This is a genomic window from Streptomyces actuosus, from assembly GCF_016921115.1.
GTDB lineage: Bacteria > Actinomycetota > Actinomycetes > Streptomycetales > Streptomycetaceae > Streptomyces > Streptomyces actuosus_A.
In genome coordinates this window covers 71,278-88,937 of sequence record NZ_JAFFZS010000002.1, presented here as the reverse complement: position 1 = coordinate 88,937, position 17,660 = coordinate 71,278, and the positions used below count along the sequence as shown (strand labels likewise).

General features: G+C 70.0%; 13 protein-coding genes and 4 tRNA genes. 8 read left to right on the top strand and 9 right to left on the bottom strand.

The features are described 5' to 3' along the window. Positions 1 to 302 precede the first annotated feature (302 nt). The 6 genes from purS to purM all read left to right on the top strand — a co-directional run bounded on the left by purS (position 303) and on the right by purM (position 7,301). Positions 303 to 566: a phosphoribosylformylglycinamidine synthase subunit PurS gene (gene purS, locus JS756_RS03295; protein WP_205381388.1), complete on the top strand. Its 264-nt coding sequence runs from the start codon at positions 303 to 305 to the stop codon at positions 564 to 566. Then, positions 563 to 1,267 (top strand): phosphoribosylformylglycinamidine synthase subunit PurQ, encoded by a 705-nt coding sequence (purQ, locus tag JS756_RS03290; protein WP_205381387.1) that lies wholly within the window; start codon positions 563 to 565, stop codon positions 1,265 to 1,267. Before purS ends, purQ begins: the two co-directional genes overlap by 4 nt. Continuing rightward, the gene (gene purL / locus JS756_RS03285) at positions 1,264 to 3,522 is read left to right on the top strand and encodes a phosphoribosylformylglycinamidine synthase subunit PurL (protein WP_205381386.1); all 2,259 of its coding nucleotides are present in this window, start codon (positions 1,264 to 1,266) and stop codon (positions 3,520 to 3,522) included. The genes purQ and purL overlap by 4 nt, the downstream gene beginning before the upstream one ends. Before the next feature lie 182 nt (positions 3,523 to 3,704). Next, on the top strand, positions 3,705 to 4,502 hold the full coding sequence (locus JS756_RS03280) for a maleylpyruvate isomerase family mycothiol-dependent enzyme (protein ID WP_205381385.1): 798 nt from the start codon (positions 3,705 to 3,707) through the stop codon (positions 4,500 to 4,502). Positions 4,503 to 4,666: 164 nt separating this feature from the next. After that, positions 4,667 to 6,196: an amidophosphoribosyltransferase gene (gene purF / locus JS756_RS03275; protein WP_205381384.1), complete on the top strand. Its 1,530-nt coding sequence runs from the start codon at positions 4,667 to 4,669 to the stop codon at positions 6,194 to 6,196. A gap of 34 nt (positions 6,197 to 6,230) precedes the next feature. Further along, complete coding sequence (gene purM, locus JS756_RS03270) at positions 6,231 to 7,301, top strand: phosphoribosylformylglycinamidine cyclo-ligase (protein ID WP_205381383.1); 1,071 nt, start codon at positions 6,231 to 6,233, stop codon at positions 7,299 to 7,301. A gap of 130 nt (positions 7,302 to 7,431) precedes the next feature. Here the strand turns inward: purM and JS756_RS03265 are convergent, their stop codons facing one another. Beyond that, positions 7,432 to 7,683, bottom strand: coding sequence for a DUF3073 domain-containing protein (locus tag JS756_RS03265; protein WP_205381382.1), 252 nt, complete (start codon positions 7,681 to 7,683; stop codon positions 7,432 to 7,434). Positions 7,684 to 7,983: 300 nt separating this feature from the next. Beyond that, positions 7,984 to 9,087: a Leu/Phe/Val dehydrogenase gene (locus tag JS756_RS03260; protein WP_205381381.1), complete on the bottom strand. Its 1,104-nt coding sequence runs from the start codon at positions 9,085 to 9,087 to the stop codon at positions 7,984 to 7,986. 221 nt (positions 9,088 to 9,308) lie between these two features. Here JS756_RS03260 and JS756_RS03255 point away from each other — a divergent pair, with 221 nt between their 5' ends. Together JS756_RS03255 and bldC are read left to right on the top strand one after the other, a co-directional pair. After that, complete coding sequence (locus JS756_RS03255) at positions 9,309 to 10,151, top strand: DUF8083 family protein (RefSeq protein ID WP_205381380.1); 843 nt, start codon at positions 9,309 to 9,311, stop codon at positions 10,149 to 10,151. A 541-nt stretch (positions 10,152 to 10,692) separates the two neighbouring features. Next, positions 10,693 to 10,899, top strand: a complete 207-nt coding sequence (gene bldC, locus JS756_RS03250) for a developmental transcriptional regulator BldC (protein WP_016905998.1) — start codon at positions 10,693 to 10,695, stop codon at positions 10,897 to 10,899. A gap of 418 nt (positions 10,900 to 11,317) precedes the next feature. Here the strand turns inward: bldC and JS756_RS03245 are convergent, their stop codons facing one another. From JS756_RS03245 to JS756_RS03215, 7 genes are all read right to left on the bottom strand, one after another. After that, complete coding sequence (locus JS756_RS03245) at positions 11,318 to 11,509, bottom strand: DUF6274 family protein (RefSeq protein WP_205381379.1); 192 nt, start codon at positions 11,507 to 11,509, stop codon at positions 11,318 to 11,320. 148 nt (positions 11,510 to 11,657) lie between these two features. Further along, positions 11,658 to 11,732 (bottom strand) — tRNA-Asp (locus JS756_RS03240). Between the two features lie 117 nt (positions 11,733 to 11,849). After that, the gene (hrpA, locus tag JS756_RS03235; protein ID WP_205381378.1) at positions 11,850 to 15,794 is read right to left on the bottom strand and encodes an ATP-dependent RNA helicase HrpA; all 3,945 of its coding nucleotides are present in this window, start codon (positions 15,792 to 15,794) and stop codon (positions 11,850 to 11,852) included. A gap of 469 nt (positions 15,795 to 16,263) precedes the next feature. Next, positions 16,264 to 16,734 carry a lamin tail domain-containing protein gene (locus JS756_RS03230; RefSeq protein WP_205381377.1) on the bottom strand — a complete coding sequence of 157 codons (471 nt, stop codon included), beginning with the start codon at positions 16,732 to 16,734 and terminating at the stop codon, positions 16,264 to 16,266. Between the two features lie 620 nt (positions 16,735 to 17,354). Further along, positions 17,355 to 17,431 (bottom strand) — tRNA-Phe (locus JS756_RS03225). Between the two features lie 23 nt (positions 17,432 to 17,454). After that, positions 17,455 to 17,529 (bottom strand) — tRNA-Asp (locus JS756_RS03220). A gap of 38 nt (positions 17,530 to 17,567) precedes the next feature. Then, positions 17,568 to 17,640, bottom strand: a tRNA-Glu gene (locus JS756_RS03215). Between the last annotated feature and the right edge of the window lie 20 nt (positions 17,641 to 17,660).

The window sequence follows — 17,660 nt, the reverse complement described above, 5'->3', positions numbered from 1 at the left end:
TCCCTTCGTACGGCACCTCGATACAGCCCATCTGCGATGACGTGCCGAGTATCGGTTATTGCCAATTCATTTGTACAGTGCGCGGCATTGGAAAGTGAAGCCCGACTAAAACTCCCCGCGTGTCCCTCGCGCAATAGGTAGCAGGGACCGATCCGGGATCTTTCCCGTAACTTTTCCCCACCGCACCCCCTCGATGCCGGATCGTGATGACAGTCACGTACCTTCCTACAACTCTACTCGCGTAGAAATTTTGTGCGGGTAGTCTGAAGGAACCTGCTCAGCACCACACACCGGGAGTGCCAGTGGCACGCGTCGTAGTCGACGTCATGCTCAAGCCGGAGATCCTCGACCCCCAGGGCCAGGCGGTCCAGCGTGCGCTGCCGCGTCTGGGTTTCGAAGGGATCTCGGACGTCCGCCAGGGAAAGCGATTCGAGCTGGAAGTCGAGGGTCCGGTCGACGAGGCCACCCTCGCCCGCATCCACGATCTTGCCGAATCCTTCCTCGCCAACACCGTGATCGAGAACTTCACCGTTCGGGTCGAGGAAGCCGCGGAGGCCGTGAAGTGACCGCTCGTATTGGCGTCGTCACTTTCCCGGGCAGTCTCGACGACCGGGACACCCAGCGCGCGATCCGCGTCGCGGGCGCCGAGCCCGTCGCCCTGTGGCACAAGGACAAGGACCTCAAGCAGGTCGACGCCGTGGTCCTGCCCGGTGGTTTCTCCTACGGCGACTATCTGCGCGCCGGCGCCATCTCCCGCTTCTCGCCGGTGATGGAGTCCGTCATCGAGCAGGCGAGGGCCGGTCTGCCGGTGCTCGGCATCTGCAACGGCTTCCAGATCCTCACCGAGGCCCACCTGCTCCCCGGCGGGATGCTCGGCAACGACCACCTGCACTTCATCTGCCGCGACCAGAAGCTGCGGGTGGAGAACGCGGACACCGCCTGGACCAGCGACTACGAGCAGGGCCAGGAGATCCACATCCCGCTCAAGAACATGGACGGCCGCTACGTGGCCGACCGGTACACGCTGGACAAGCTGGAGGCCGAGGGCCTGGTGGCGTTCCGCTACCTCGCCCACGGCGAAGCCGACGACGGATACGGCAACCCGAACGGCTCGCTCAACGACATCGCCGGCATCACCAACGAGGCCGGCAACGTCGTGGGCCTGATGCCGCACCCGGAGCACGCCGTGGAGCCGCTGATCGGCACCGGCCGCACCGACGGACTGCCCTTCTTCACTTCGATCCTCAAGAAGCTGGTCAACGCATGAGCCGGACGCCTCTGGACACGGTCGAGCACGCGACCGCGACCCCCGACGTCGAGCTGCCCTGGGCCGAACTGGGCCTGAAGAAGGACGAGTACGAGCGGGTCGTGGAGATCCTCGGCCGCCGGCCCACCGGTGCCGAGCTCGCCATGTACTCGGTCATGTGGTCCGAGCACTGCTCGTACAAGTCCTCCAAGGTCCACCTCCGCCAGTTCGGCGAGAAGGCCCCCGAGAACGACGCCCTGCTCGTCGGCATCGGCGAGAACGCCGGCGTCGTCGACGTCGGCCAGGGCTACGCGGTCACCTTCAAGGTGGAGTCGCACAACCACCCGTCGTACGTGGAGCCCTACCAGGGCGCGGCCACCGGCGTCGGCGGCATCGTCCGCGACATCATCGCCATGGGCGCCCGCCCGGTCGCGGTCGTCGACCCGCTGCGCTTCGGCGCCGCCGACCACCCCGACACCAAGCGGGTGCTCCCCGGCGTCGTCGCCGGCATCGGCGGCTACGGCAACTGCCTGGGCCTGCCCAACATCGGTGGCGAGGTCGTCTTCGACCCCTGCTACCAGGGCAACCCGCTGGTCAACGCCGGCTGCATCGGCGTGATGCGGCACGAGGACATCCACCTCGCCAAGGCGTCCGGCGCGGGCAACAAGGTCATCCTGTACGGCGCCCGGACCGGCGGCGACGGCATCGGCGGCGCCTCGATCCTGGCCTCGGAGACCTTCGACGACGCCAAGCCGTCCAAGCGTCCCGCCGTCCAGGTCGGCGACCCCTTCCAGGAGAAGCTCCTCATCGAGTGCACCCTGGAGGCGTTCCGGGAGAAGCTCGTCGTCGGCATCCAGGACCTGGGCGCGGCGGGCCTGTCCTGCGCGACCAGCGAGCTGGCCTCCAACGGCTCCGGCGGCATGCGCGTCACGCTGGACGACGTACCGCTGCGCGACTCCACGCTCTCGCCGGAGGAGATCCTCATGAGCGAGTCGCAGGAGCGCATGTGCGCCGTCGTGGAGCCGGAGAAGGTCGACCGCTTCCTGGAGATCTGCGAGAAGTGGGACGTCATCGCCACCGTCATCGGTGAGGTGACGGACGGCGACCGCCTGGAGATCTTCTGGCACGGCGGCAAGATCGTCGACGTCGACCCGCGCACGGTCGCGCACGAGGGCCCGACCTACGAACGCCCCTACGCCCGCCCCGAGTGGCAGGACGCCCTCCAGGCCGACGACGCGGGCAAGCTGCCGCGGCCGCAGACCGCCGACGAGCTCAGGGACCAGGTCCTCAAGCTGGTCGCGTCGCCCAATCAGGCCTCCAAGAAGTGGATCACGTCCCAGTACGACCACTTCGTGCAGGGCAACACGGTCCTCGCCCAGCCCGAGGACTCCGGCATGATCCGCATCGACGAGGAGACCGGCCTCGGCGTCGCCCTCGCCACCGACGGCAACGGCCGGTACACCAAGCTCGACCCCTACACGGGCGCCCAGCTGGCCCTCGCCGAGGCCTACCGGAACGTGGCGACGACCGGCGCCAAGCCGCTCGCCGTCTCCGACTGCCTCAACTTCGGCTCGCCCGAGGACCCCGCGGTCATGTGGCAGTTCGCGGAGGCCGTGCGCGGCCTGGCCGACGGCTGCCGGCGGCTGGGCACGCCGGTGACCGGCGGCAACGTCTCCCTGTACAACCAGACGGGCGAGGCCGCCATCCACCCGACCCCGGTCGTCGCGGTCCTCGGCGTCATCGACGACGTGGCCCGCCGCACGCCGGTCGCCTTCCAGGAGGAGGGCCAGCTGCTCTACCTCCTCGGCGACACGCGTGAGGAGTTCGGCGGCTCGGCCTGGTCGCAGGTCGTCCACGACCACCTCGGCGGCCTGCCGCCCAAGGTCGACCTGGAGCGTGAGCGGCTCCTGGCCGAGATCCTGATCGCCGCCTCCCGCGACGGCATGATCGACTCCGCGCACGACCTGTCGGACGGCGGTCTGATCCAGGCGGTCGTGGAGTCCGCGCTGCTGGGCGGCAAGGGCGCGCGTCTGGTCGTCCCGGACGGGCTCGACGCGTTCACCTTCCTGTTCTCCGAGTCCGCGGGCCGAGCCGTCGTCGCCGTGCCGCGCTCGGAGGAGGTCCGCTTCAACGACATGTGCGGCGCGCGCGGCCTGCCGGCCACCCGCATCGGCGTCGTGGACGGCGACGCGGTCGAGCTCCAGGGCGAGTTCGCGCTGCCGCTGGCGCAGCTGCGCACCGCGCACGACGAGACGATCCCGGCGCTCCTCGCGTAGGTCCCCTCGGCCGTACGACGGCGAAGGCCCCGCCCCGACTCCAGCACCCGAGAAACGCGTGAGCCGGGGCGGGGCCTTCGCGCGTGAGCGGGGCGGGCCGACGATGCGGTGCCCTGCGCGAGGGGCCGGTCGGCCCTCCGGCAGGTGGTTCCCCCGTCCGGCGGAACGCCTACGCTTCGGGGATGCCGCCCGCGAAGAAGCGCTCTCGCACCTACGACCCCGCCAGGACGCGAACCGCCGTCCTCGCCCAGTTCGGCCATGTGCGGGACGCGGTGCGCCGCCTCACCGCGGAGCAGCTCGCGCTGCCCACCCGGCTCGGGGACTGGACCGTGCGGGACCTCGCGGCGCATGTGGCCGCGGCGGTGGAGTCGGTCAGCCGGAACATCGACCGCGAGGAGCCGGCCAAGCCGGAACTCACGCTCCTCCAATGGCCCCTCGCGACCGCGTCCCGCGCCGCCGGCATCGCCGAGGACACCCGGCGCCTTGCCGCGGACAACCCCGACCTCGACGCCCTGTACGCCCGCACCGGGGAGCGCATCCGGCAAAGGCTCGCGGACACCCCCGGCAGCCGCCTCCTCGCCACCCGCACCGGCGCCATGACGCTCGACGACTACGTGGTCACCCGGACCGTCGAGCTCATCACCCACACGGACGACCTGAATGCCGCCGTCCCCGGCCTCGGCGTCCCCCACGACCGGCAGGCCCTCGCCGCCTGCACCCGCCTGCTCGCCGACACGCTCGCCGCGAAGGCCCCCGGCGGTGCCACGGAGGTGCGTGTGCCGCCGTACGCCGTCGTGCAGTGCGTCGAGGGCCCCCGGCACACCCGGGGCACTCCGCCGAGCGTCGTCGAGACCGACCCGCTCACCTGGATCCGGCTGGCCACCGGGCGGGTGACCTGGGCGGACGCCCTCACCGACGCCAAGGTCAGCGCGAGCGGCGAGCGGGCCGACCTGGGCGCGCTCCTGCCGCTGCTCTCCTGACCGGCGGACCCCCGACGATGTGCGACGCCTCACTCGTGCACGCGGTGAGGAGGGGGCCGTCCACCCGGTACCAGGGTCCTGACCAGGGGAAACAGAACGAAGATCCACTGTGGCCGGGTATCCCCAATTCGGACCAGTGGACGACCTCGCCTACACTCGGTCTCGTGCCACGTGGTGACGGTCTCCTCAATCACGATCTGCTCCCCGGCGAGAAGGGCCCCCAGGACGCTTGCGGCGTCTTCGGTGTCTGGGCTCCCGGCGAAGAGGTCGCCAAGCTCACGTACTTCGGGCTCTACGCCCTCCAGCATCGGGGTCAGGAATCCGCGGGAATCGCGGTCAGCAACGGCTCCCAGATCCTCGTCTTCAAGGACATGGGCCTCGTCTCCCAGGTCTTCGACGAAACCTCCCTCGGTTCGCTCCAGGGTCACATCGCGGTCGGACACGCCCGCTACTCGACCACCGGCGCGTCCGTCTGGGAGAACGCCCAGCCGACGTTCCGTGCCACCGCGCACGGCTCCATCGCGCTCGGCCACAACGGCAACCTGGTCAACACGGCCCAGCTGGCCGAGATGGTCGCGGAGCTGCCGAACGACAACAACAGCCGCTCCGGCCGGGTCGCGGCCACCAACGACACCGACCTGGTCACCGCCCTGCTCGCGGGCCAGGCCGACGAGGACGGCAAGCCGCTGACCGTCGAGCAGGCCGCCGGCGCGGTCCTGCCGAAGGTCCGGGGCGCCTTCAGCCTCGTCTTCATGGACGAGCACACCCTGTACGCCGCCCGCGACCCGCAGGGCATCCGCCCGCTGGTCCTCGGCCGCCTGGAGCGCGGCTGGGTGGTCGCCTCCGAGTCCGCCGCGCTCGACATCGTGGGCGCCAGCTTCGTCCGCGAGATCGAGCCGGGCGAGTTCATCGCGATCGACGAGAACGGCCTGCGCAGCTCTCGCTTCGCGGAAGCAAAGCCCAAGGGCTGTGTCTTCGAGTACGTGTACCTCGCCCGCCCGGACACCGACATCGCCGGCCGGAACGTGTACCTCTCCCGCGTGGAGATGGGGCGCCGCCTGGCGAAGGAGGCCCCGGTCGAGGCCGATCTCGTCATACCGACTCCCGAGTCCGGAACCCCGGCCGCCATCGGCTACGCCGAGGCCTCCGGCATCCCGTTCGGCGCCGGTCTGGTCAAGAACGCCTACGTCGGCCGCACGTTCATCCAGCCCTCGCAGACCATCCGCCAGATCGGCATCCGGCTGAAGCTGAACCCGCTGAAGGAAGTCATCAAGGGCAAGCGCCTGGTCGTCGTCGACGACTCGATCGTGCGCGGCAACACGCAGCGCGCCCTGGTCCGCATGCTCCGCGAGGCCGGCGCCGCCGAGGTCCACATCCGGATCTCCTCGCCGCCGGTGAAGTGGCCCTGCTTCTTCGGCATCGACTTCGCCACCCGCGCCGAGCTCATCGCCAACGGCATGACCATCGAGGAGATCGGCACCTCGCTCGGCGCCGACTCCCTGGCGTACATCTCCATCGACGGCATGATCGAGGCGACCACCATCGCCAAGCCGAACCTGTGTCGCGCCTGCTTCGACGGCGAGTACCCGATGGAACTGCCCGACCCGGAGCTCCTCGGCAAGCAGCTGCTGGAGACCGAGCTGGCCGCCGGCACGGCGGCCCCGGCCGCGGTCGACGCCATCCGTCGTCCGTAAGCCCCGTAGAAACCAACCCGAAAGATCCCAGGCAATGTCTGAGACTGCTGTTCCCGGTGCTTCCTACGCGGCTGCCGGCGTCGACATCGAGGCGGGCGACCGCGCGGTCGAGCTGATGAAGGAGTGGGTGAAGAAGACGCAGCGCCCCGAGGTCCTCGGCGGCCTCGGCGGTTTCGCCGGCCTCTTCGACGCCTCCGCCCTCAAGCGCTTCGAGCGGCCCCTGCTCGCCTCCGCCACGGACGGCGTCGGCACCAAGGTCGACGTCGCGCGCCAGATGGGTGTCTACGACACCATCGGCCACGACCTGGTCGCCATGGTCATGGACGACATCGTGGTGTGCGGCGCCGAGCCGCTGTTCATGACCGACTACATCTGCGTCGGCAAGGTCCACCCCGAGCGGGTCGCCGCCATCGTCAAGGGCATCGCGGAGGGCTGCGTCCTGGCCGGCTGCGCCCTGGTGGGCGGCGAGACGGCCGAGCACCCGGGCCTGCTGGGCGAGGACGACTTCGACGTCGCCGGCGCCGGTACGGGCGTCGTGGAGGCCGACCGGCTGCTCGGCGCGGAGCGCATCCGCACGGGGGACGCCGTCATCGCCATGGGGTCGTCCGGGCTTCACTCGAACGGGTACTCCCTCGTCCGTCACGTGCTGCTGGACCAGGCCGGGATGGCCCTGGACGCACAGGTCGACGACCTGGGCCGCGCCCTCGGCGAGGAGCTGCTGGAGCCGACGAAGATCTACTCCCTGGACTGTCTGGCCCTGATCCGCACCACGGACGTCCACGCCTTCTCCCACATCACCGGTGGCGGTCTGGCGGCCAACCTCGCCCGGGTCGTCCCGGACGGACTGCACGCCGTGGTCGACCGCTCCACGTGGACCCCGGGCCCGGTGTTCGACCTCGTCGGCCGCACCGGTCACGTCGAGCGCCTGGAGCTGGAGAAGACCCTCAACATGGGCGTCGGCATGATGGCGGTCGTGCCCGAGGGTTCGGTGGACGTGGCGCTGGCCACTCTCGCGGACCGCGGTGTGGACGCGTGGGTGGCCGGTGAGATCACCGAACGCGGCGAGCACACGACGGGCGCCGAGCTGGTGGGCGACTACGCGTGATCCTCGGTGGCGGGGGCCCGCGGTCGCGGCCCCGGCCCCGCACATCGTGTCGCGACCCGGAGACGGCAGCACGAAACCCGGTCCGGTGCAAGACCGGACCGGGTCGTACTCGGCTAAGCCACTTCGGGCATCAAGCACCGCGACGTTGTCGTGAGGAGTCCTCGTCCTCGTCGGCGTCGTCGTCCTCGTAGAGGTCGGCGTACCGCGAGTACAGGTCGTCATCGTCGTGCTCATCGTCCTCGAATCGGTCACCGTTCGGCGACTGGTTCGACGTCGATGCGCCCAGCTCCTCGGCCAGGCGTGAGAGATCCGTCCCACCGCTGTTGTACTTCAGCTGGCGGGCGACCTTCGTCTGCTTGGCCTTGGCCCGGCCGCGCCCCATGGCTCGACCCCCTCAACGACGGGGCTCGACGGCCCCAGGTTGACACGCGTTCATGATCCACAACGGTCTCTCCATGGAGAGCCCGTCCGTAGGGCTTCCACGGTACCTGAGCCCGCGCCCATACGGTACGTCGCCCGCAGCAGCCGCGTGTGCACAGGACCTGCCAGGCGCCCTGTCCTTCCTGGTCAGTGGCGATTTTAACCACTTCTCGGCGGACGACCCGCCGGTCGAAGTGAGAGTTCTCTCCAAGCATCGACCGGCAGGTACCGCCGAAACCCGGCCGCTGTGTCCGCGGAGGGATCAGAACGCGCGGGCGGCGCCGGCGTCGTGCATCCGCTGCTCGGCGATCCGGTCCGCCGCGGCGGCCGGCGGAATGCCGTCTTCCTTCGCACGTGCGAATATGGCGAGCGTGGTGTCGTAGATCTTCGCGGCCTTCGCCCTGCACCGCTCGAAGTCGAAACCGTGGAGCTCGTCGGCGACCTGGATGACGCCGCCCGCGTTCACCACATAGTCCGGCGCGTAGAGGATCCCGCGGTCTGCGAGGTCCTTCTCCACACCCGGATGGGCGAGTTGGTTGTTCGCGGCACCGCAGACCACGCGCGCGGTCAGCACCGGCACCGTGTCGTCGTCCAGCGCTCCGCCGAGCGCGCAGGGGGCGTAGATGTCCAGGCCCTCCACCCGGATCAGCGCGCCGGTGTCGGCCACGGCGCTCACGCCCTCGGGGTGGCGGTCGAGGATCCGGCGCACGGCGTCCTCGCGCACGTCGGTGACGACGACCTCGGCGCCCTCCGCCCGCAGGTGCTCCACCAGGTGGTGGCCGACCTTGCCGACGCCGGCGATGCCGACCCTGCGGCCGCGCAGCGAGGGGTCGCCCCACAGGTGCTGCGCCGAGGCGCGCATGCCCTGGTAGACGCCGAAGGCGGTGAGCACGGAGGAGTCGCCCGCGCCGCCGTTCTCGGGGGAGCGCCCGGTCGTCCAGCGGCACTCGCGCGCCACGACGTCCATGTCGGCGACGTACGTGCCGACGTCGCAGGCGGTGACGTACCGGCCGCCGAGGGAGGCCACCATGCGCCCGTAGGCGAGGAGCAGTTCCTCGGTCTTGTCCTGCTCCGGATCACCGATGATCACGGCCTTGCCGCCGCCGTGGTCGAGTCCGGCCATGGCGTTCTTGTACGACATCCCGCGCGCCAGGTTGAGGGCGTCGGCGACGGCCTGGGCCTCGGTCGCGTACGGGTAGAAGCGCGTACCGCCGAGCGCGGGGCCCAGGGCGGTGGAGTGGATGGCGATGACGGCCTTCAGGCCGCTCGCGCGATCCTGGCAGAGCACGACTTGCTCATGGCCTCCCTGGTCCGAGTGGAACAGGGTGTGCAGGACATCAGCAGGTGCGCCGGTTACGTCGGTCACGGTGGTGACTCCTGAGTAAGTAGCGGCAGGTGGGGAGAGGCCCCCGTGCGGGTGGCGGGTGCCGTGGCATGAGAGTAGACCTTGCCGGGCCCGCCGTCGGGGCAGTGGCGAGGATCACCCACGGGTGGGGGACACCCGTGCGACGATTTGCACAGTTTTCCTGCCCGTTCGTGAGTGGATCCGGCAGTTTTCCCCGGCCGCGGGCGGGGGAAGGAGCAGGCGTGCCCAAGGTGTCCTCGGTGATCGTGCCCTACACGACGTATCTGCGCGTGTACGAGCCGCTGGCCGCCTTCCCCGAGCCGGAGCGCAGCCACTGGGCGCGCTACGCCCGTCGCGGCGACCTGCCGACGTACCAGGACGAGCTGCGCCGCTCGCTCGCCGACCTGCTGCCCACCCCGCCGGTGCCGGTACCGGTGCACGAGAGCGGGGACGCCTTCGTCCTGGAGTCCGACGGGGTGCTGTGCGTGTGCCCGTGGCGCACTCGGCTGCGCGGCTGGCAGGCGATGGAGGAACTGGCGGAGGAGCTTCCGGCGCCGGTGCTGGACGCCGTACTGCCGGAGGTGGTGCGCCGTCAGGCCGCGCAGGACTACGAGCGCTGGTTGACCCGCAACCCCGATGCGCGCCCGTGGATCCGTACGGGGACCTGGCAGGTGCCGCTGAGCTGGTTCGTGCTCGTCTCCGACGAGGAGCGGCGCTTCGACGAGGGCTCGGCCGAGATCCCCCCGATGTTGCGCTACCGCACCCCGATGGTGCAGGCCCGGCGCCGGGTGGCGCGGGCGCTGCGGACGCTGAAGGCGGCCGTCGACGAGGGGCCGATGATCGAGGGCCTGGTCGACGTCGGGCGCTGGCTCGAGGAGTTCCATCCGCGCTCGGTCGTGGAGTTGGACTACGGCGGCCTGGTGCACGTCCTGGACGCGGGGGCGTTGGAGGACGACCGTTCGGCGGCGGACGTGGCCGAGGGGATCGAGGCGCTGCGGCGCGGTGACGGGGTGGCGGCCGGCGAGGCGTACGGCCGGCTCGTGGAGCGGTGGCGGTCGGTGCGGGACCTGCGGTCGGCGAACTGAGTCCGGCGCGGGTGGGTTTGGTGTGACGCGGGTCACGGCCGACGCGGGCCGGGGCGGCGTACGGTCTACGGCACTCCGTCGGGCTGATGGGGCGTAGATCCCGATCCGGGCGTTTGTGTCAAGCGTGACAGACCGCACGTTCAGGCACCTTGCATCTCTTGCCCCCCCTCGTGCCAAAATAGGACAAGGAGTCCGGGGAGGACTCTGTCCGCCCAACTGTGCACCAGTCTGGGCGGATTCTCCGCATTACACGCTTTGGGGGGTCTGGTGACTCCTGATCGCCCTGTGACTGATCGTCACAGTGGCGTGACTGTCCGCTATGGCATGGTCCATCGGCTTCCGTCGCTGATGAACACCTGGGAGGGCAATTCCATCGGTTTGGCCGACGCGGCTGGACAGATGGTGTAGTTGTAGTGCCGAGGACAAGCCGTTCGTCCTATAACCGACTCGACTCGCGTCCGCCATTTCGGGCAACGCGGGTCAAGGTGCAGAATTTAGAGGAAAGAACCGAGAAGGTTCGGTTCTCCCGAGGAGGCCGCTCATGACCGCTCGCACCCCTGAAGCCGAGCCGCTGCTGACCCCGGCTGAGGTCGCCAGCATGTTCCGCGTCGACCCCAAGACGGTCACGCGGTGGGCGAAGGCCGGGAAGCTCACGTCGATCCGCACGCTCGGCGGGCACCGCCGCTACCGCGAGGCCGAGGTCCGCGCACTGCTCGCGGGCATTCCGCAGCAGCGCAGCGAGGCCTGAACAACTGAATAGCCGGGCCGACGGCGGGTCCCCCAATCCGCAACAACGCCCGAAACCACAGCTCCAAGCGACGCGGGGACTGCCCCAACAGACCCCACGCCCGCTCAGAGACACAGGGTGCGTCGTCGATCGCGCTGGACTCCGCCGGGTCCAGCGCGATCTTTTTTGTGCGCCCGAGGTGGCTGCCGGGGCCGCTCTGTGAGCGGGCTTGTCGGAGCCTGGGGAAGCCTGGGGGAGCGGTGCAATTGCACATATTAAATCGACCGCTTGTAGGGACCGGGTAAGAACCCCTAATCCGAAAACTCATGTGGTGACACCCGTCACACACCGGACTGCTTGTTGCGCTCGGGTGCCGTGCACTACAGGAGGCGCACGGTCCAGCGTGCCACGCCCGCAGCCCGTTCGGGCCCGGCAACGGTCACGCGCCGGCGGGACCTTCGTCCCCCGTCTCGGGGATCGGCTCCTGCGGCGCCCGCGGAGGCGCGTCCATCGCCAGCCGCAGGATGTGGTGGCAGACCGGGCAGCGACGGGTCAGATGCCCGTAGGACGACGCGGCCGACAGGTGCGCGCGGAGCAGCGCCCGCGTCTCGTGCCTGACCGATGCCGCCATACGCCACCTCCGGCGGGCCCACGGAGAGCGGGCCCTGCTTCTGGGGTACTGGGCGAATGTGACTCCGTCAAGACGCCCTGGGCCGCCAGGGCGACATCGAGCCCGACACGCAAGAGCCCGGGTCTTTCGACCCGGGCTCTCTTCGATGCGGTCCTGACGGGATTTGAACCCGCGGCCTCCACCTTGACAGGGTGGCGAGCACTCCAAACTGCTCCACAGGACCAGATGTCGCCGCACTCGCACGAACGAATCCGCTTGATCCGGTCCTGCGCTGTGCTGCGAGAAGGACTGTACAGGAGGGTGAGCCCACTGGTCGAACTCACCCTCCGTGTGCGCCCGATCACGGAGCGACGGCGTCGATCGCCTTCACGATCCGCTTGTCCGAGACGGGGTACGCCGTGCCCAGCGCGTGCGCGAAATAGCTGACCCGGAGCTCCTCGATCATCCAGCGGATGTCCAGGACCGCGGCCGGGACGGGCCGGCCCTGCGGCATCTGCTCCAGCAGCCAGGCGTACTCGTCCTGCATCTCGTGGACCTTCTCCATGCGGGTGGTGTCCCGCTGGACGTTGGCCGGCATCTGCTGCAGGCGCCGGTCCGCGGCCACCAGGTAGCGCATCAGGTCCGGCAGCCGGCGCAGTCCCGCCTGCGTCACGAACCCGGGCCTCACCAGGCCGTCCAGCTGCTTGCGCACATCGGTCAGGTTCGCCAGGAGCGCCGGGCTGCGGACGCCCTTGAGGCGGCGCTCACAGGCCTGCCAGGCGGCGAGGACCTGCTGCACCTGGCCGACCGTGCGCACGGTCGTGTCGACGATCTCGGCCCGCACCTTGTCGAACAGCTTGCGGTACGACTCCTCGTCCCACGCCGGTCCGCCGAAGTCGGCGATCAGCCGGTCCGCCGCCGCCATGGCGCAGTCGTCGAACAGGGCCTGGATCGACCCGTGCGGATTCGCCGACAGGGCGAGCTTCTGTGCGTTGGTCAGCTTTTCGGATGCGAACTTCGCCGGGTTGACCGGAATGTTGCGCAGGATCAGCCGGCGCGTGCCCCGCCACATCGCCTCGGCCTGCTCGGCCTCGGTGTCGAAGAGCCGCACGGAGACCGTGTCCCCGTCGTCGACGAGCGCCGGGTACGCCCGCACCGGCTGGCCGGCGCGGCGGGTCTCGAAGACGCGGGTCAGCGCGCCGATCGTCCAGTCCGTGAGCCCCCGCCGCTCCAGGGACTCGCCGCCCTCCCGGGAGGCGGTCGCGGCCGCCGCCTGGGACAGCGCCTTGCGCGCCTTCGGCTTCAGCCGGAGCTTCAGCGCCTGGAGGTCCTTGTCCTCGGCCAGCTTGCGCCGCCGCTCGTCCACGATCCGGAAGGTGATCCGCAGATGGTCGGGGACCTTGCCCCAGTCGAAGTCGTCCGCCTCGAAGGGCACGCCGACCATGCGCTTCAGCTCACGGGCCATGGTCGTGGCGAGGGGCTCCCCGAGGGGCGTGGCCCGGTCGAGGAACGCCTTGGCGTAGTTCGGCGCGGGCACGTAGTTGCGGCGGATCGGCTTGGGCAGGGAGCGGATCAACTCGGTGACCAGTTCCTCCCGCAGGCCCGGGATCTGCCAGTCGAAGTTCTCGTCCGTCACCTGGTTGAGCACCTGGAGCGGGATGTGCACCGTCACGCCGTCCGCGTCCGCGCCGGGCTCGAACTGGTAGGTCACGCGGAACTTCAGCTGCCCCTGACGCCAGGAGTCCGGATAGTCGGCCTTGGTGACGGCCTCCGCGGACTCCCGGATGAGCATCTCCCGCTCGAAGTCGAGGAAGTCGGGCTGCTCGTGCCGCTTTCGCTTCCACCAGGAGTCGAAGTGGGCGCCGGAGACGACGTGTTCGGGCACCCGCTGCTCGTAGAAGTCGAACAGCGTCTCGTCGTCGACGACGATGTCCCGGCGCCGCGCCCGGTGCTCCAGTTCCTCGACCTCGCTGAGGAGCCGGCGGTTGTCGGCGAAGAACTTGTGGTGGGTGCGCCAGTCGCCCTCGACGAGCGCGTTGCGGATGAACAGCTCGCGCGAGAGCTCCGGGTCGATCCGGCCGTAGTTGACCTTGCGCTGGGCGACGATCGGGACGCCGTACAGGGTGACCTTCTCGTACGCCATCACCGCGGCCTGGTCCTTCTCCCAGTGCGGCTCGGAGTACGTCCGCCTGACCAGGTGCTGGGCGAGCGGCTCGACCCACTCCGGCTCGATCTTCGCGTTGACGCGGGCCCACAGGCGGGACGTCTCGACGAGTTCGGCCGACATCACGAACCGGGGCTGCTTGCGGAACAGCGCCGAGCCGGGGAACACCGCGAACTTGGCGTTGCGGGCGCCCAGGTACTCGTTCTTGTTGCCGTCCTTGACGTCCTTCATCCCGACGTGGGAGAGCAGGCCGGCCAGCAGGGAGACGTGGATGCGGTCGGCGGGGGCGTCGTTCTCGTCGAGGTGGATGCCCATCTGCTTGGCGACCGTGCGCAGCTGGCTGTAGATGTCCTGCCATTCACGGATCCGCAGGAAGTTCAGGAACTCCTGCTTGCACATGCGCCGGAAGGACGACGAGCCGCGTTCCTTCTGCTGCTCGCGCAGGTAGCGCCACAGGTGGAGATAGGCGAGGAAGTCGCTGGTCTCGTCCTTGAAACGGGCGTGCTGCTGGTCGGCCTGGGTCTGCTTGTCGGCGGGGCGTTCGCGCGGGTCCTGGATGGACAGCGCCGCGGCTATGACCATGACCTCGCGGACGCAGCCGTTGCGGTCGGCCTCCAGGACCATGCGGGCCAGCCGCGGGTCGACGGGCAGCTGCGCCAGCTTGCGGCCGGTGTCCGTGAGCCGCTTGCGCGGGTCCTTCTGCGCCGGGTCGAGCGCGCCGAGCTCCTGGAGGAGCTGGACGCCGTCGCGGATGTTGCGGTGGTCCGGCGGGTCGATGAAGGGGAACTTCTCGATCTCGCCCAGGCCGGCCGCGGTCATCTGCAGGATGACGGAGGCCAGGTTGGTGCGGAGGATCTCGGCGTCGGTGAACTCCGGCCGGGCGAGGAAGTCGTCCTCGCTGTACAGCCGGATGCAGATGCCGTCCGAGGTCCGGCCGCAGCGGCCCTTGCGCTGATTGGCGCTGGCCTGCGAGACCGCCTCGATGGGCAGCCGCTGCACCTTGGTGCGGTGGCTGTAGCGCGAGATGCGGGCGAAGCCGGGGTCGATCACGTACTTGATGCCGGGCACCGTCAGCGAAGTCTCGGCGACGTTCGTCGCCAGAACGATCCTGCGCCCGGTGTGCGGCTGGAAGACACGGTGCTGCTCGGCGTGCGAGAGGCGCGCGTACAGCGGGAGGACCTCGGTGAACCGGTACTGCTTCCTGTTGAGGGCGTCCGCGGTGTCCCGGATCTCACGCTCGCCGGAGAGGAAGACGAGGATGTCCCCCGGTCCCTCGCCCATCAGCTCTTCCACGGCGTCGGTGACGGCCGTGATCTGGTCCCGGTCGGCGTCCTCGGAGTCCTCTTCGAGCAGGGGCCGGTAGCGCACCTCCACGGGGTACGTCCGCCCGCTCACCTCGATGATCGGCGCGTCACCGAAGTGCCGGGAGAAGCGCTCGGGGTCGATGGTGGCGGAGGTGATGACGACCTTGAGGTCGGGTCGGCGCGGAAGCAGCTGGGCGAGGTAGCCGAGCAGGAAGTCGATGTTGAGGGACCGCTCGTGGGCCTCGTCGATGATGATCGTGTCGTAGGCGCGCAGCTCGCGGTCGGTCTGGATCTCGGCGAGCAGGATGCCGTCCGTCATCAGCTTGACGAAGGTGGCGTCCTGGTCGACCTGGTCGGTGAAGCGCACCTTCCAGCCGACGGCCTCGCCGAGGGGTGTCGAAAGTTCCTCGGCGACGCGCTCGGCCACGGTGCGGGCGGCGATCCGGCGGGGCTGGGTGTGCCCGATCATGCCGCGGACGCCCCGGCCGAGCTCCATGCAGATCTTGGGGATCTGCGTCGTCTTGCCCGAACCGGTCTCACCGGCCACGATCACCACTTGATGATCGCGGACGGCCTCCGCGATCAGGTCCTTCTTCTGGCTGACGGGCAGCTGCTCGGGGTAGGTGACCGCGGGCACACGGGTGCGCCGGGCGGTCATCCGCTCCTCGGCCCTCGCGACCTCCGCCTCGATCTCGGCGAGGACGGCGGCGCGGGCCTCCGGCTTGCGGATCTTTCGCGCGCCTTCGAGCCTGCGCCCGAGCCGGTGCGCATCGCGCAGCGACAGCTCGGTCAGGCGGGGGGCGAGGGCGCCGAGGGCGGGGGCAGGGTGCGTAGACATACGCGGTCCAGGATCTCATCCCGGAGAAAAACGTGGCGAACGCTTTTGCCGGGACCCCTCCGGCCCACCTCCGGTGCCCGCCGTCCCCCTCCGGCCGACCTCCGTTCCCTGCCGGAGGCGGCCGGGAGCTGTCGGACGCCCCAGGGTCCCGACGGCGCGCGGGGTGGAGCCCAGGTGGTGCGCGGACGGCCGTTGCCGGCGCCGTGCGCGAGGCCGGGCGCGGCGCCCGGCCGGGGCGGTGCGGTGATCGGGGCGGGAGGACGGCGGGTGCGGCCGCCGCGGCGCCTGCCCGGGGCCAGTGCCGTTCCGAGCGGGACGAGGAAAACCCCCTCCGGGAGACTCGGAGGGGGTTCGGCCCTGGTCAGGCGGGGCGGCGTGCGGTCACGGGTGGTGGGTGGGGCACTCGCCCGGGTGAGGCCCCACCCACCACCGCCCGGCTTCTGTCCTGGTGCCGGGGGGAGCGGGTCGGTCAGTGGCGGTTGCCGTGGTGGCCGTGGTGGCCGTGGTGGTGGCCCCACGCGGCGTCGTCGACGAAGCGGCCGTGGTTGTTGCGCAGGGTCGCGGTGTCGCGGTGGTTGTCCCAGACGTAGGTGCGGCGGTTCTGGAACAGGTGGGTGCGGCTGTCGTGGCCGGTGCCGGTGTGGACGCGGACGGTGGTGCGGGCGGCCAGGCGGTAGTGGTGGAAGGTGTAGGTGCGGCCGTCCTCGTTCTTGAGGGTCCAGTTGTTGAGGTTGACGGCCCGGCGGGTGCTGTTGGTGATGTCCACCCACTCCTTGTTCAGCGAGCGGTTGGAGCGGTTGTCGCGTCCGGGGGGGTCGGCCTGTACGGCGCTGATGTAGACGTCCGGGTGGTGGCCGTGGCCATGGTGGTGGTCGGCGGCCGAGGCCGGCAGGGCCACGGCGCCCAGGGCAGCGGCTGTCACGGTGGCGACGGCGGTCATGCGACGCACGGAAGCGGAAACGGTCACGAGGATCCCCTCAAGGAGTCCAAGGCACCTCCGAACTGGCCTGCGGACGTCAGGAACGCCGCAGTTCAGTGGTGGTGCGTGGTGCTGGTGGCGGCCGACTGGCCGCGCACTCACACAGTGCAGGCCGTGCGCCCGGTACGGACGGAAGACGTGCCTGGCATTACAGATCCGGCATATTTCCATGACTCTCCGCTGTAACGGCCATGTATGTCCTGAACTGTCGATATTGATCGTTTGTCGGTGGTTCTGCCGCTCCGCTCCGGGCCCGTCCGTCCGTCGGCACGGGCTCGCTGCCCGGCGGCCAGGGGCGCCGTCACCCGAAAGTGAGTAACAGCCGCCGGGCGCTCGCGTGCGGACTGGTCCGTCCCGGCCGTGACTCCGCGAGGACGCGTCCGGCGGTGCGCCGGTCGCAGCGACGTCGGGGCGGCCGTGAAGGTCTCCGCGCCCACCGACCCGGACGAGCAGCGGAAGGCACACGGGAAGCCGGGCGACACGCTCTCCTGGGAGCCGCCGGCGTACCGGTTGGTGCCGGCGGAATGGGAACGGCCCCGTCGAAGATGCTTCGACGGGGCCGTATGCCCTGGTCAGGGCGGTGGTGGCTGGGGCCGGGGTCGAACCGGCGACCTTCCGCTTTTCAGGCGGACGCTCGTACCAACTGAGCTACCCAGCCACGAGGTCTACGAGAGGCCTCAGCGGTCCTGACGGGATTTGAACCCGCGGCCTCCACCTTGACAGGGTGGCGAGCACTCCAAACTGCTCCACAGGACCAAGCTGTTGTGTACGACAGTGTCGCACACGGTGTTGCGTGCCCCCAACGGGATTCGAACCCGTGCTACCGCCTTGAAAGGGCGGCGTCCTAGGCCGCTAGACGATGAGGGCTATCGGCCCGCCTGGGCGCT

Bases quoted from the DNA above. Each gene is read 5' to 3' on its own strand.
- JS756_RS03280 (WP_205381385.1), top strand. From the start codon at position 3,705: ATGCCGCCCGCGAAGAAGCGCTCTCGCACCTACGACCCCGCCAGGACG.
- purM (WP_205381383.1), top strand. From the start codon at position 6,231: ATGTCTGAGACTGCTGTTCCCGGTGCTTCCTACGCGGCTGCCGGCGTC.
- JS756_RS03265 (WP_205381382.1), bottom strand. From the start codon at position 7,683: ATGGGGCGCGGCCGGGCCAAGGCCAAGCAGACGAAGGTCGCCCGCCAG.
- bldC (WP_016905998.1), top strand. From the start codon at position 10,693: ATGACCGCTCGCACCCCTGAAGCCGAGCCGCTGCTGACCCCGGCTGAG.
- JS756_RS03245 (WP_205381379.1), bottom strand. From the start codon at position 11,509: ATGGCGGCATCGGTCAGGCACGAGACGCGGGCGCTGCTCCGCGCGCAC.
- hrpA (WP_205381378.1), bottom strand. From the start codon at position 15,794: ATGTCTACGCACCCTGCCCCCGCCCTCGGCGCCCTCGCCCCCCGCCTG.
- purL (WP_205381386.1), top strand. From the start codon at position 1,264: ATGAGCCGGACGCCTCTGGACACGGTCGAGCACGCGACCGCGACCCCC.
- JS756_RS03230 (WP_205381377.1), bottom strand. From the start codon at position 16,734: ATGACCGCCGTCGCCACCGTGACAGCCGCTGCCCTGGGCGCCGTGGCC.